Genomic DNA, 14,032 nt, shown 5'->3' with positions numbered 1-14,032 from the left:
GCTGGTTAGAACAACACTGGAATGGAGAGTTGCTCGATAGTGTGGATACCGTCTTGAATTTTGCTAGGAGTTTAGAATTTCGAGGCAATCGACCGGTGGTGCAATTGGTCTCAAAGGTTTACAAAACTGGCGTTAAATTGACGCAAGCAGCCATGGCTGAACTAGAGAAGCAATGGCACCGCTTACCTGGACTGGAAAAATGGTTCGTCGAGATTCCAGCGGTCAGTGCCTAACCATTGGATGACTTTTTTCTTGGAGCGCTCTAAGGGAACTCGCCTTGCGAGAAGTAGCAGATAATATTGAGGAAGAAGTTCTCGAAGAAAATGCAAACGGCTCAAAATTTGATGCTTCTTACTGCAATATTCATGAACGTGTTTTGGTTTGTGTTTCAACCTACCCAAAAGCCGTTCAATTGATTCGACGTGGTGCTCGAATTGCTGGATATATGCACGCTCCTTTCTATTGTCTATTTGTAGATGATCCGGATCGTTTCCTAAATAAAGCGGAAAGTTTACACATTGAAACGTGTGAAAGACTCTGTAAAGAGTTTGGTGGAGAGTTTATCCGAGTGAGTGGTCAGGATAAAGCAAAAGCAATCGCAGAAGCTGCCAAAAACTATTACATCACCCAAATTGTAATTGGGGAAAGCCAACGATCTCGATGGAGATTAATGTTGCGTGGGTCGCTGACCCATAAACTGTTGCGATCGCTCAAAAATATTGATGTTCATATCATTGCAACAGCCGAGTGAATTGATCTTAACTTAGGCTATTCTGGCTTTTAACGCACTTGACGTTTACAACTTATTTGATTTCACACCTATTCTTTTAGTTACTTAACAAGCGCAATCCACTCAGAATAACCAGGACTGTAGACCCCTCATGTCCAATCACACCAAGCGGTAACGTAATATTGCCAATAAAATTGGCAGTGATCAGTAGCAGAATGAAACTGAGCGCAAACGCAATATTTTGTTTGACAACAGTTTGAGAACGCTGTCCCAGGCAAATGGCTGCGACAATTTTTTCCAATCGATCGGTCATCAAAACAATGTCTGCGGTCTCCAGCGCAACATCACTTCCGGCAGCTCCCATTGCGATGCCAACGGTAGCTTGAGCCAGTGCAGGCGCGTCATTAATGCCATCTCCAACCATTGCAACCGTTTGATATTGCTGCTGGAGTTTTTGAATAAACTGAAGCTTCTCCTCTGGTAGCAATTCTGCATAAACATGGTCAATTCCAATCGATCGCGCCACACTGTTTGCTGTTTGTTGATTGTCCCCTGTTAACATCACGATCGCTTCAACACCCATTCGTTTGAGTTGGGCGATCGCAACGGTTGCTTCGGGTCGAAGGGTATCAGCGATCGCAATTAATCCAACCACGCTGCCTGCTTCAGCGACCCAAGCCACCGTTTTGCCATCCTGTTCTAGGTAATTAGTGTGGGTCAGCAAATCTGTCGGAACCGTCTGTACTCTCGATTGCACAAAAGATGCTTTTCCCACACAAACGGGAACCGTTCCCCTCAAGCCTGTAATTCCCCGTCCGGGTTGTGCTTGAACGGAGGACACGGATACATCTGTTGTGGGCAAAACGTTCGTTGCATACTGACAAATTGCCTGCCCAATGGGGTGTTCTGAATAGGCTTCCAGTGCAGCCGCAAGGTTTACCACATCAGCTTCGGTGTATCCTTCGGCTGGAATGACTTTGTAAACCTGGGGGTTGCCAGTAGTCAACGTTCCTGTTTTGTCAAAGGCGATCGCCCTGACCTTGCCGATCAATTCCAACTGGGCACCACTTTTGAATAAAATGCCCTGTCTGGCTCCATTGGCAATGCCGGATAGCAGTGTGGGCATAATGGCAGCAACCAGCGCACAAGGCGACGCAACGACGAGAAAGATGAGTGCCCGGTAGATAGTTGTTTCCCAACTCCATTCCCAGCAAAACGGGGGCAAAATTGCCAGCAGAATTCCCACTAAAACAACCACACGGGCATAACCCCGCTCGAAGCGTTCAATAAATTGCTGCGATTTTGGCTTCTCGGTCTGTGCCTGCTCCACGACGCGAATAATCCGTTGCAGCAAGCTGCTTTCGGGGGGTTGATGGACTTTCAGCAGTAAGGCTCCATAGCCATTTAACGTGCCTGCAAACACCTGATCCCCGATCGTCTTTTCAACGGGAAGTGATTCTCCCGTAATCGCGGCTTCATTGAGAGCAGTTTCCCCCTCCACAATCACTGCATCAGTGGGAATCAGTTCTCCTGGTCTGATTCGGATGCGATCGCCCACCTGTAGTTCTGAAATGGGCAGGGTTCGTTCTTGCCCGTCCACAACCACTCGTGCGGTATCTGCCGTCAAGCTCATTAAGCCACGAATACTCCGCTCAGTTCGTTGCATGGCATAGCCTTCCAACGCCCCACTGATGGCAAAAATCAGGATCAGAATAGCTCCATCTACCATCAGGTAGTACTCCTGCCGCCACAGTCCTAGAAAAGCGGCTCCGAGGGCTGCCACAATCATCAACAGATCCACATCCAGTTCTTTTTCCTGGAGTAAGGTGGTCAATCCTTCACGGGCACTTTCAAATCCGCCAATGACATAGGCAGCAGGCAGAAGGAACAACGCCAACCCCAGCCAGTTGAAGTGCAAGGCACTCCAACCCAGCAGCACTAGAATTCCACAAAGCAATGCTGCCAAGACATCTGGATGATCGGTGGCAACGCGAGTCAGACGAGCAGGGTAGAGCATGGGCAGAATCAAAAACACCTGCCCTTAGGCTAAACCTTGACATTGATGTTAATGTCAAGCGATGGATACGGTACAGTAGGAAAGAACCCGATTCCCTGAATGCGATCGCCATGGTTTCCACCACTACCGCAACAACCCCTGCCTATGAGGTGGTCTGGGAAAAGCTACCCGATGATTTTGCTCTGCCCAATGACCCTGTGGGCAATATTAATCAGCCCGCTTTAGCTGCCGCTTTAACGGAAAGTTTGCGGATTGCCAATCGACTGCCTGCACAGGCTTTGACCCCAACCAATTACGGCATCTGCGCCACGGTGAACAGCAAAATAGTGGTGAAAGCACCGGATTGGGCCTACATTCCCGTCATCACAGTGCCGCGATCGGAGGTGGAGCGCAGCTATACTCCTCGGCTCCAGGGTGAAATTCCATCCCTGGTTCTGGAGTTTTTATCCGACACCGATGGGGGCGAGTATTCCATCAAAGAAACGTTTCCACCCGGAAAATTCTTCTTCTATGAACAGATTCTCCAGGTGCCCAACTACGGCATTTTTGACCTCGCAACGGGGATGCTAGAGTTCTACCGCCTGAACGGGGAAAAACGGTATGCTTTAGAACCCCCCAATCAGCAGAATCGCTTCTGGATACCTGAAATGCAGCTTTTTCTGGGAGCTTGGCAAGGGAAACGAGATCACCGAGAGGGTTACTGGTTACGCTGGTGGGACGACCAGGGAAATCTGCTGTTGTGGGACACCGAGCAAATTGAGCAAGAACGGCAGCGAGTCGAACGTCTTGCCGCCCAGCTTCGAGCTGCCAGAATTGAACCAGAATTATGACGGCTTCCCATCTAACCATCAAAGAACTCACCGATGCGGCTGGGGGCGGGATTACGCCACGGATGGTACGGCATTACCACCAGTTGGGATTGCTGCCGCAACCTGCGCGATCGCCCGGAAACTATCGGCTCTACACCGATGCGGATGTGCAACACCTAAAGCGGATTGTTGCCCTGAAACAGCAGGGGTTTCAGTTGGCGCATATTCAAAAACTGCTGGAAACGGATACCGACGATGATGCACCCAACACCCTACTAACGCAACTGCATCGACAGTATCAAACGGTGATTCAGCAAATCACCCAACTCCGGCAGACGGCATCGGCCCTCGAACGACTGTTAGGTCGCGATCGCACCTGTCAAACCACTCAAGCAGAAGTGCTGGCCAGCTTGAAACAATTAGAGGCGCAGACGCAAACTCATCGACATCAGTTTGAAGACCTGTGGAATGGCATCGATGCCGAAGCTCATACCCACCCGGAATCCTTTCAGGAATCGCTGCAAGGGTTGTTGCCAGATTTGAGCGATCGCTCTGAGATTGAGGTGGATCTGCTGTCTCAGTTGTTGCTGGCATGTGGAGATGTCAGTCTGTTGCCGTTTGTCCGTGTGGGGAAAGGAGCGATCGCCGCCAGTCGAGACGCATTAAAAGCAAGCTGTTCGATTGTTGCAGATGTGCCCGTCGTTGCAACCGCCCTGGACCAACCGCGCTTACGCCATCTGGGGTGCGAGACCCTCACTCTGATTGATGACCCGCATATCACAACGGTAGGGGATGCAGAGCAGGCATTCTGGCAACAACACGCCTGGAAAGAGCGGTTGAGCCAGTGCCCCCAGGGATGCATTCTGGTGATCGGCTACGCTCCTTCGATTTTACTGGCGGTATGTCAGGCAATTCAGCAGCAAGTGATTCAGCCTGCCCTGGTGATCGGGATGCCGATTGGGTTCAGTCATGCACCGATTGCCAAACGACATCTGATGCGATCGGGGGTGCCGTTTATCACGATCGACGGTGCGCTCGGGGGAGGTTTGCTGGCAGCCACAGCATTGAATGCGCTAGCGGAGTCGCTTATTGCAAAGCCTGACTGTCATTGTTATCTAAAAACCTAATGGATTTGTTCAGCAATTAGCATCAACGTTCGTTAAGACTAACCGGAGACTCAATTACTCCTCCATCAAGAATTAGGAATTAGAACCAATCCACTCATACAGTTCCAAACTCTCTGGAGCACAGCTATGACAGCCGCCACACTGTTTGCCTGCCAGTTTACGCACTCGTCCTTTGCGAATCAGCAAATTCAGCATTTCTCGCAGGGCATCGGCATCGGTTTTAAACTGGCGGGCAAGTTCTTCCAGAGACGTTTGGGGATGGGTGCGGAGGTAAGTTTGGAGTTGTTGCAGAATCATCGACCAACCAACATGCTTTGACGATTTGGACTTTGAGGCGGAATGCGGCGACGATCGCTAAACCATTTCAATCCCAGCAGCACTGCGACCATGAATAGAGCCAGACCCACCAACCAGGCGATCGTGCTGCCGGGATGCTGGCTAAACGTCATGAACTGGTAGTAGAAAGTGGCAACCCAATAGGCCAGTCCAGTCGTCCAGGCTCCCACAAAAGCCGTCCAGCCCAGATTGGTTTCGCGGTAGACGGCTGCTGTTGCGGAGACACAGGGGAAGTAGAGCAACACGAAGAGCAGAAAAGCGATCGCTGCAGTGGTGCTACCAAATCGGGTCTCCATTTGTCCAAAGGTGGTGTAGTGCACTTCTTGTGCTTCCGCCGCCGCTTTCTGGTCGCCAGTGTCATTCAAAATACTGAGTCCAAGCGGGTCAAGAATACTGTCTGTCAGTTTTGCCAGGTTGGTTGGGATACTGGCAAATGCCTTGCCAATGCCGCCCCAAAAATCAAAGGGTTCTGCTTCTTTGCTAGTTACCGATGCCTGTTCTGCCAGTTGGGTATAGAGGGAATCCATCGTGCCGACCATGACTTCCTTGGCAAAGACTCCGGTCATTAGCCCCACTGTCGCAGGCCAGTTTTCCGACTGAATTCCCATTGGGGTGAACACGGGGGTAATCGTGCGGCTGAAGGCACTTAGAATCGAATCCTGACTATTCTGTTTGCCAAAGGAACCATCCATACCAACGGAGTTAATTAAGCCTAAAATCAACACCATCACCACAATCATGCGACCAGCTTTGGTAATGAACGCCTTGAGCCGATCCCAGGCACGAATCAGCACCCCTTTAATTGTGGGAATGTGATACGGCGGCAGTTCCATCACAAAGGGCGCGGCATCGCCCCGAAATAGAGTCCGCTTCATCACCAGTCCGGTAAAGACGGCTGCCAGGATACCCAGGATATAAAGCAGGAAAACGATATTTTGACCGTTAGTGGGGAAGAAAGCCGCGCAAAAAAGAGCATAGACCGGCAGACGAGCACCACAGGACATAAACGGATTCATCAAGATCGTCATCAGGCGATCGCGCCGATTTTCCAATGTCCGGGTTGCCATAATGCCTGGAATGTTGCAACCAAAGCCCACCATCATCGGCACAAAGGATTTTCCCGGAAGCCCGACAAACCGCATCAGCCGATCCATGACAAATGCTGCCCGTGCCAGATAGCCAGAGTCTTCCAGAATCGCTAGAAAAATAAACAATAGACCAATCTGAGGAATAAAGGTAGATGTGGTTTGAATTCCACCCCCGACCCCATCCGCCAATAGTCCAATCAACCATCCAGGAGCATTCATCTGTTGGAGTAAATGTGCCGTTCCACCAACAAAAATAGTGCCTACGCCAATGTCAAAGAAATCAATAAACGCACCACCCAAATTGATGGCAATGAGAAACATGAGATACATCACCACCAAAAAGATGGGAATCCCCAACCACCGATTAAGTACGATGCGATCGATGCGATCGGATAGGGTTTGTTTCACTACATTCGTGCGTTCGGTAACACCCTGAATCATATGCCGAATCCAGGTATAGCGACTGTCTGCAATCAGTAAATCGGTATCTTCTCCCAGGGTTTGATGGATGCGGTGCCGATGCTCGGCAATCCGTCGCAGAGTGGACTGTCCCAGATCTGGCAGGTGGCGATCGTCATACTGCAACAAATTCAAGGCAAACCAGCGAATGTGAGCAGTATTGGCGATCGCTTGCGCTTGCAGCACTGGAATTAAATCAGCCAGGGCCTCCTCAATCACCGGGGGATAGGCCACGTAGGTCTGGGGAATCGTGGGATGCATCAAAGCGTGATGAATCGCCTCTTTTAACTGCGGCACACCTTTTCCAGTATGGGCAGAGAGGGGAACGACCGGACAGCCCAAGCGATCGGATAACAGATGGGGATCGATGCGAATTTCCCGTTTCGCTGCCAGATCCATCATGTTGAGGGCGAGGATGATCGGTACCCCCATTTCCAAAATCTGGGTTGTCAAATACAAATTCCGCTCCAGGTTAGAGGCATCCACGATGTTAATAATCACGTTCGCCTCACCGGACAGCAGGTAATCCCGTGCTACCAGTTCATCCAAACCAGTGGTGCTGTCTTCCGCATCCACCGAATAGACACCAGGCAAATCTACTACCGTCACGGGCTGACCATGAGCGCGATAGCTACCCTCTTTCCGTTCGACCGTCACACCGGGCCAGTTGCCCACGTGCTGATTCGCTCCCGTCAGGGCATTAAAGAGCGTTGTTTTGCCGCAATTAGGATTGCCGACCAATCCAATCGTTGCTTGCGTCATGATGCTTCTCCGGTAATGGGCGTGACAATCAGGGCATCGGCTTCATCTTTTCGCAGACTCAGGTGAAAGTCGCGCACTTCAATTTCCGTTGGGTCGCCCAGGGGGGCATGGCGCATTACCCGCAGTTCCGTACCAGGCGTTAAACCCATTGCCAGGAGCTTGCGCTTGTAATCTCGTGCGGTGGGTTCATAGCCGATCACTCGTAACACCGAGCCGATCGCCGCATCTCGCAGTTTGACGGGGGAACTATCAGGAGTGGTTTGCATCGGTTCTATCGTTGCTGCTGGAATTGCTTGAGGAATCTCTACAGGTTGGTCTGCATCTATCACTTGAATCCGTTCTGCCATCTCTGCGCCCAAGCCCAGACGATGATCTTGCAGTGAGACGATCACTGACCCCGTTGCCCTGCTGCTCATAACCTCCAGCACTGCACCAGGGATCAATCCCATCCCCATCAGGCGATTGTTGGAGTCTCCACAGTTGAGCGACACAATCCGAACGCGATCGCCTACCTGCATCACAGACAGCGGAAAAACTCTGGCATTGAGGGAATTCTCTGCCCCATCTGGCGGCAAGCTTGTCTGACTCGACGGCTCAATCACTGCATCGCTGACATATACAAATTCCTGCCAACGGTCAGCTTGCCGGTCAGCCGTCCAATGACTGACTAAATCATCACTATTCATGGACATTTTCTAGTTAAGATAGCTTCTCAATAATCTAGCAAGAGCTAGTTTAAAATTATTCTCAATAAAATCGAGTTAAGTTTTGTTGAAAGACATCCCTGCTGCCCGCCCTTAGCCTGGTCAATGCACCTGTGAGATTGTGAAGATGCTATCTGAGCTTGTCAGATAGGCTGAGCCACCTACCAGGAATCAACTGCTCCTGGGTTTACTCCCGTCATACCGATGAAAGCTACGATTGCAGCCTTTATTCCTGTCTGCCAATTATCAAAAATAGATTCTCAATAAGATTTAAGGCTGTACAACTACCCCTGTTAAGGTGACCGTATGTACTATCCCTGATTTATAGAACCCATTTGAGATTGTTGCCGTAATCCCTTCTGGGAGCACATTTCAAGGTATATCCTCAAATCATGCTAAAAGCCTTGGGAAGTCAAGGTTCTCACCATAGATTTCAAACAGGCTCTATAAGGGTTTGGGCGATCTCTAATTTTTAGGTAGCAGCTCATGCTCAAAAATTACTAATTTTCTTGAAAAATAATAATTTAACCGAAGGCTGAAACGCCCATTTCATGGTCAAGATAATAGTACAAATGGTCACCTTAACAGGGGTAGGCTGTACAACCCCTACACAACTCAGTGGCGTTGCTGAATAGGAATATGATTTACTGTGGGACGGGCACATCCCCAAATTTAAGGTAGTGCAGTAGCAAGCGAAACCGTGGCTCGTCCTCCAAAAATATGACGTTGCCCTTTCTTTTGCCCACTCTCATAACTGTAAGGCGCGACCCCCACTAAAGCCGCAATCTGCTTATGCGTCAATTGCCCCAACTCCGGTAGCAGTGCCAAAATCGTATGGCTCATCACCACACCCACACCGGGTACACTGACTAACAACTGGTATTGCTGTTGCCATGCTTCACACTGATTCACTTGTTGTTTGATCTCAGATTCAATCTCTTTGATCTGTTCCCGTAACCATTTGATGTGTTGCTCGGCACTCGCTTGGGCTCGAATCTCCGGTTCCATCCGGTAGCCATACTCAGCTAAAATCCGCGCATCCACCCGATCCGTTTTGGCCAGTTGATTATACGCCTTGGCAAAATGACGACTTTGTCGAGCATTGATGATGCAGACTGGATAGCCTTGTTGACTCAGCCATAGGGCTGCTTGACGTTCATACCCTCCACTCGCTTCCAACACCACCCGCTCAACTTCATGGGCGGGCGGAATTTGCTTGGCTAGGCTCTTAAATCCTGCTTCATCATTGGACACTTGCAAAGTTTGCTGGTGTCCTCGCACATGAATGTCTAATTTGCGTTTACTAACATCAATTATGAAATCAATAATGAGGACATATAAGTATGATGTCCTCGTTCTAGGCAACGGATAACTTGATTATCGAGGGTCGTTTTCTCTTGTTTCTTTCTTCATCGTTTCTCCGCTATTCTGCATCTTGTCTCCAGCATTCTGTAGCGCTTCTCCAGTATTGCTTACAGCTTCTCCCGTTCCCTTCTTAACCACATCTCCAGCTTCTTGAACCGCTTCCCCTGTTTCCTTAGCGGCTTCCTTAGTTTCCTGGGCTGCTTTTGCCGTTTCTTTCTTCACTGCTTGACCCGCATCTTTGGCAGCTTCATTCGTCTTTTGAACGGCCCGATTGGTATCCTTTTGCATCGCATCCCCGGTTTTGTTCAGGGCATCTCCAGTTTGCTGCATGGCCTCTCCCCCTTCTTTTTTGAGAGTCTCATTGGTACTGGAACAGGAAACTAGTCCACAGGACGCGACCAAGGCAAACATTAATCCATAGGTTGCAAACTTCATATTCATTACGCTCCAAATATTTGCGGAAGGTATCTATATCAACAGTAACGGCATCACTACTGACAAGCATCACTATTTTGAGAGACTAAAAAATTTCCTTAGGCAGTTGGTAATCTTACAGTAAACGTACTACCGCTACCCACTTGCGATTCCACTGATATTTGTCCCCCGTGGGCTTCGACAATTTGCCGACAGAGGTACAATCCTAATCCGCTATTCGATCGCTTATGTTGTCCCCGTCGGAATCGTTCAAATAGCATTGGTTGATCATCAGGTGCAATACCACTACCAGTATCTTGAACTTGAATCGTTAACCAAGGCGTTTCAGGGGTAGCAGCCATGACTTGAAGGACGACAGACCCCTGATCGGTAAACTTCAAGCTATTGCCCACTAAATTTGTCAATAGACGTTTTAATTCCAATCGATCGCCCTTCAACCCAAAACTAGCTTGGGGCGCTTCAGTATCCATGACGATCGCCTTCAGTTCCAACGATTTCGCTTTTGCTAGGGAACCAAGTTCCTGAATAATTTCATGAACTAGTTCTGTTATTTCAAAAGGAATTAGATTCAATTGTTTTGCATTGGCATCATAGGTATAGGCTTCGACAATATTACGGACCATTTGCAGTAAATCTTTATTACTTCGGATGATGACATTCATCCGTTGCTTCACTTTTTCAGGAACTTCACCAAACGCATCTTCTTGAATAAGCTCCAACATACGATTTGCCGCAACCAATGGGGTTTGCAAATCATGGGTCATGCGTGAAATGAATTCTTCCTTCTGTCGAAGCAGTTCTTCTCGCTGGCGATTTGCTAACTCGGCAGCTTTTTCCGCGTGATATACCCGCAGAACATTTTGAAAGACCTGCCGTAATCGTCCAGGAGAGACAGTAGATTTCGATAAATAATCTGAAGCTCCTGCCTTCATCAGTTCGACCGCAATTTGATCGTTACTTTGCCCTGTCAGACTAATAATTGGAACGCGAATTCCTTGCTGACGAAGCCGTTTTACGAGGTCAAGGCCATTACCATCTGGTAATCGATAGTCCACAAAGATACAATTAAATTCGTGGGTACTGACCAGCGAGAGGGCTACTGCACAGTTTTCTGCTTCCATCAACTCTGCCTGAAAGTCAGCCCCTTTAAATGCTCGCCGAACGGCCATACGATCGACTGGGTCATCGTCTACGACCAAAACTTTAAGAATTTCCAGTTCTAAACTATCAATATTTAGACTTTCATTATTCAAGGTTTCTTTCTGTGACTTAACAGTAATATCTCCATTCGTATCAACCTTTTCTGCGGGGTTTCTTTCATTATTAACTGTTTCATCTTTCATGATAATAGATACGTTACGGCATTTCTGAGAGTAGCCAGTATTGACTAATGACATTCATTGTTGCAACAAAGCTCGAAAATGTAATTGGCTTAACGATATAGCCTGCAACATTTAATTCATAGGCGGCTACCCGATCGCTTTCCTGCTTCGACGTGGTTAAGACCACAACAGGAATATGACGGAGGTTCGGATCCCGACGGAGCTCTTGCAAGAACTCCAGTCCCCCCATTTTGGGCATATTCAGATCGAGCAAAATCAAAAGATGACCAGGACGAGTTAAATGTTTTGCGTCATTACGAAGCATTGATAAAGCTTCTAACCCGTTAGCGGCACGATGTAGAGGCACCTCTAAACTATTCTTTTTCAGCGCCCGCTGAACGTTCATAACGTCTACTTCATCATCTTCAACGAGTAAGATACTTAAATTCCGCACAATGGTTAACATGATAGTTTTGTCTAGATAACGGGACTTAGGTAAGGCAATAGCGACAAACGGTTGAGATTGAGAAACGACTGTCTAGACCCGAAATCTAGGGGTAGAAATCTAGTCAGTAATCACCTTAGGCTGAATCACCTTGGCTGAGTTACTTTGTACTATTGCCTAGGCAATCTCAGTTTTGACCGTTTAGTAGTTCCCACAGATTGACTCAAAGTCGAGAGATTGACTAGAACTCATCTGCGGGTGCATCACTTCTAGAACATCACTTCTAGAGTTTCCGGGAATGCTCCATCGGTTGATGTACCTAAATCCAGTATGCCAACAGACTGTCTGCACAGCATTCCTCTATTGTAGGACGTTATAATAATTGTCTATCTTCCAAAAGTATTATTTTCATTTTCCCGGCAATTTATAGGAACCAGCGCTGAAACGTTGGCTATGAGGTGAGTTAGGCGGGTTTCTAGAACAGCGGGCTCCAGGAAAGATAAGTCTAGGAGAAGTTCTCTACAGGGCGCTCGCAGCTCTCCCTCAGCGTCTACTAAACGCCTACTAAGCGTCTACTAAGCGTCTACTAAGCGTCTGGTTGCTTCGGCCAACTAAAATGAATTGTGGTCCCCCGTTCACCATTACTTTGGATCCAAATACGGCCTCCGACCCGTTCCACCAGTTTTTTTGCGATCGCTAAGCCAATCCCGGTATTTTCAGTCACATCACGGGGTTCTAGGGTTTCAAACAGCCGAAACACCCGAGTATGGTAGGCCGAAGGAATACCAGGGCCATCATCCTGCACCATAAATTCAATCATGTCTTCTCCAGAATGGGCAAAGATGTCAATATGCCCGGTAGGTTTGTCATGGTGTCTGACAGCATTCTCTAAGAGTTCTTCCAGAACTTTTTTCAGATGAACTTTGCAGGTTGTCAGGGTCAGCACGGGGTGATGCACCTGCAATTCAAAGCCTTCCGGCAAGGGATGGGCTTGTTGGAGTTCTTCTACGATCGCATCCAACTGTACAGCTTCTGGGGTAACGGGCGTTTGGCCAAGATTGGTATATTCCCACAGTCCATCAATCAGTGCATTCAAGCGATGGGTACGCTTACGCAATAAGTGAAGGTAATGTAATAATTGTTCGGAAGTGTAACCACTCAGTTCCTCTTCAATCCATTCCGACAGCGTAACGATGCCACGCACAGGAGTTCGCAGATCGTGGGCCGTGGCATAGGCAAAGTCGGCTAACTCTTGGTTACGTCGCTCCAGGGACGAATTAGAACGGATTAAGGCTTGGTTCAGGCGCTCCAATGCATCCAAATGCAGTTGCAATTGTTGCATGAGGCTAATTTGTTCAGAGACATCCCGAATGATGGCGATCGATTGATTTTCTCCGGGAATTTCACTGAGGGATAGTTCGATCGGGATACTCGATCCATCTTTGCGATAGGCTTGGGTTTGCCAGGTGCGTCCTAGGCGGGGTAGCTGCTCCAGCCAACTCCGCAAAGGTGGTACAGGTCGGGGCAGGGGGGTTGTGGGTTCCACTAGAATTTGAATGAATGGACATTCCAGTAACTCTGTTGGAGAATATCCCAGCATATGGCTGATCGCAGGATTGACAGTTTCCACAAATCCAGCAACATCCAGGACAACAATCCCATCTACAATGTCGTTACTCAGTGTTTTGATTAAACTATTGCGTGTTTGCAATTGTGATTCCCGTTGCTTCAGTTCTCGCCCCAACAGGCCAAACAAGTAGATTGCTCCAGTGGTAGAGACCACACCCGCTACAACAGCCAAACGTTGTAAGGCTTGAATCAGGGTTCGTAGGTTGTTTTGCTCGGTTTGCCGACGTTTTAGAATGTCATACTCGTTGTTTTGAAATGCTGCAATCTCCTGGCGCAGGCTGTTCATCGCCTGTCTACTATCCTGCAACAACTTACCTTGGGCTTGGACATCGGTTTCGGTTTGAACCGCGTCGATGAGGCGTTGCGTGGTCACTACCTGCGATCGAATTGTGTTCACCTGTAAACGACTATCGGAACTGGTGTCGGTGCTGTTTTCGACTGATGTGGCTAAGTTTTGTAAGGCTTGAGAAACCGCTTGATTAGCTGTGTAGTACGGTTCAAGAAATGCTGGATCTCTCTTCAGCAAAAAGCCTCGCACTCCTGTTTCTGCATTGAGGAGCGTGATTAACAACTCATTACTTTTATCCAGCCGCACCTGCACTTGGTCAATACGATCAGTCACTTCCAGACTTTTTGATCGAGTCCAAAACCAGGTGCCTACTGTTGCAAATAAACACAGTGAGGGAATTGTGACAATAATAGCTCCTCGATAGGTTAAGGAGAGGCGAGACCACCGATTTAACCAACTTAAAGTTCTCAGCATCCCATTATCTTAAAATAGTTTTTTACCAAACTGTCCCCACA

The 14,032-nt window shown here is 48.4% G+C and carries 13 protein-coding genes; 4 read left to right on the top strand and 9 right to left on the bottom strand.

The window, feature by feature from the left end; all coding sequences use genetic code 11:
- Positions 1-233: ISAzo13-like element transposase-related protein (locus ACN4EG_RS20145; protein ID WP_431630321.1), on the top strand; the 233-nt coding region annotated here is incomplete at its 5' end.
- 44 nt (positions 234-277) lie between these two features.
- Complete coding sequence (locus ACN4EG_RS20140) at positions 278-751, top strand: universal stress protein (RefSeq protein WP_431631979.1); 474 nt, start codon at positions 278-280, stop codon at positions 749-751.
- A 76-nt stretch (positions 752-827) separates the two neighbouring features.
- Here ACN4EG_RS20140 and ACN4EG_RS20135 read toward each other — a convergent pair whose 3' ends face one another.
- Positions 828-2,747 carry a heavy metal translocating P-type ATPase gene (locus tag ACN4EG_RS20135; protein WP_431631978.1) on the bottom strand — a complete coding sequence of 640 codons (1,920 nt, stop codon included), beginning with the start codon at positions 2,745-2,747 and terminating at the stop codon, positions 828-830.
- A 110-nt stretch (positions 2,748-2,857) separates the two neighbouring features.
- On the opposite strand from ACN4EG_RS20135, the gene ACN4EG_RS20130 reads away from it, so the two are divergent.
- Together ACN4EG_RS20130 and ACN4EG_RS20125 are read left to right on the top strand one after the other, a co-directional pair.
- Positions 2,858-3,577, top strand: a complete 720-nt coding sequence (locus ACN4EG_RS20130) for a Uma2 family endonuclease (RefSeq protein ID WP_431631977.1) — start codon at positions 2,858-2,860, stop codon at positions 3,575-3,577.
- On the top strand, positions 3,574-4,683 hold the full coding sequence (locus tag ACN4EG_RS20125) for a precorrin-8X methylmutase (RefSeq protein ID WP_431631976.1): 1,110 nt from the start codon (positions 3,574-3,576) through the stop codon (positions 4,681-4,683). Before ACN4EG_RS20130 ends, ACN4EG_RS20125 begins: the two co-directional genes overlap by 4 nt.
- A gap of 72 nt (positions 4,684-4,755) precedes the next feature.
- On the opposite strand, the gene ACN4EG_RS20120 is transcribed toward ACN4EG_RS20125, so the two are convergent.
- The 8 genes from ACN4EG_RS20120 to ACN4EG_RS20085 all read right to left on the bottom strand — a co-directional run bounded on the left by ACN4EG_RS20120 (position 4,756) and on the right by ACN4EG_RS20085 (position 13,991).
- Positions 4,756-4,980, bottom strand: coding sequence for a FeoC-like transcriptional regulator (locus ACN4EG_RS20120; protein WP_431631975.1), 225 nt, complete (start codon positions 4,978-4,980; stop codon positions 4,756-4,758).
- Positions 4,977-7,328: a Fe(2+) transporter permease subunit FeoB gene (gene feoB / locus ACN4EG_RS20115; protein ID WP_431631974.1), complete on the bottom strand. Its 2,352-nt coding sequence runs from the start codon at positions 7,326-7,328 to the stop codon at positions 4,977-4,979. The genes ACN4EG_RS20120 and feoB overlap by 4 nt, the downstream gene beginning before the upstream one ends.
- Positions 7,325-8,014 (bottom strand): FeoA family protein, encoded by a 690-nt coding sequence (locus ACN4EG_RS20110; protein WP_431631973.1) that lies wholly within the window; start codon positions 8,012-8,014, stop codon positions 7,325-7,327. The genes feoB and ACN4EG_RS20110 overlap by 4 nt, the downstream gene beginning before the upstream one ends.
- Positions 8,015-8,704: 690 nt before the next feature.
- Positions 8,705-9,397: an IS110 family transposase gene (locus ACN4EG_RS20105; protein WP_431631972.1), complete on the bottom strand. Its 693-nt coding sequence runs from the start codon at positions 9,395-9,397 to the stop codon at positions 8,705-8,707.
- A 12-nt stretch (positions 9,398-9,409) separates the two neighbouring features.
- Complete coding sequence (locus ACN4EG_RS20100) at positions 9,410-9,832, bottom strand: hypothetical protein (RefSeq protein ID WP_431631971.1); 423 nt, start codon at positions 9,830-9,832, stop codon at positions 9,410-9,412.
- A 98-nt stretch (positions 9,833-9,930) separates the two neighbouring features.
- A complete protein-coding gene (locus ACN4EG_RS20095) occupies positions 9,931-11,175 on the bottom strand; it encodes a sensor histidine kinase (protein WP_431631970.1) in 1,245 nt (414 codons plus the stop codon).
- A 13-nt stretch (positions 11,176-11,188) separates the two neighbouring features.
- Positions 11,189-11,620: a response regulator gene (locus tag ACN4EG_RS20090; protein WP_431631969.1), complete on the bottom strand. Its 432-nt coding sequence runs from the start codon at positions 11,618-11,620 to the stop codon at positions 11,189-11,191.
- A 565-nt stretch (positions 11,621-12,185) separates the two neighbouring features.
- Positions 12,186-13,991 (bottom strand): ATP-binding protein, encoded by a 1,806-nt coding sequence (locus tag ACN4EG_RS20085; protein WP_431631968.1) that lies wholly within the window; start codon positions 13,989-13,991, stop codon positions 12,186-12,188.
- Positions 13,992-14,032 lie beyond the last annotated feature (41 nt).

This window comes from Alkalinema pantanalense CENA528, from assembly GCF_050753345.1.
GTDB classification, from domain to species: Bacteria; Cyanobacteriota; Cyanobacteriia; order Leptolyngbyales; family Leptolyngbyaceae; genus Alkalinema; species Alkalinema pantanalense.
This window is presented reverse-complemented; position numbering and strand designations above follow the sequence as displayed.

Excerpts from the sequence above, each read along its gene's own strand:
- ACN4EG_RS20135 (WP_431631978.1), bottom strand. The coding sequence starts at position 2,747 with ATGCTCTACCCTGCTCGTCTGACTCGCGTTGCCACCGATCATCCAGAT.
- ACN4EG_RS20130 (WP_431631977.1), top strand. The coding sequence starts at position 2,858 with ATGGTTTCCACCACTACCGCAACAACCCCTGCCTATGAGGTGGTCTGG.
- ACN4EG_RS20125 (WP_431631976.1), top strand. The coding sequence starts at position 3,574 with ATGACGGCTTCCCATCTAACCATCAAAGAACTCACCGATGCGGCTGGG.
- ACN4EG_RS20120 (WP_431631975.1), bottom strand. The coding sequence starts at position 4,980 with ATGATTCTGCAACAACTCCAAACTTACCTCCGCACCCATCCCCAAACG.
- feoB (WP_431631974.1), bottom strand. The coding sequence starts at position 7,328 with ATGACGCAAGCAACGATTGGATTGGTCGGCAATCCTAATTGCGGCAAA.
- ACN4EG_RS20110 (WP_431631973.1), bottom strand. The coding sequence starts at position 8,014 with ATGAATAGTGATGATTTAGTCAGTCATTGGACGGCTGACCGGCAAGCT.
- ACN4EG_RS20100 (WP_431631971.1), bottom strand. The coding sequence starts at position 9,832 with ATGAAGTTTGCAACCTATGGATTAATGTTTGCCTTGGTCGCGTCCTGT.
- ACN4EG_RS20095 (WP_431631970.1), bottom strand. The coding sequence starts at position 11,175 with ATGAAAGATGAAACAGTTAATAATGAAAGAAACCCCGCAGAAAAGGTT.
- ACN4EG_RS20090 (WP_431631969.1), bottom strand. The coding sequence starts at position 11,620 with ATGTTAACCATTGTGCGGAATTTAAGTATCTTACTCGTTGAAGATGAT.
- ACN4EG_RS20085 (WP_431631968.1), bottom strand. The coding sequence starts at position 13,991 with ATGCTGAGAACTTTAAGTTGGTTAAATCGGTGGTCTCGCCTCTCCTTA.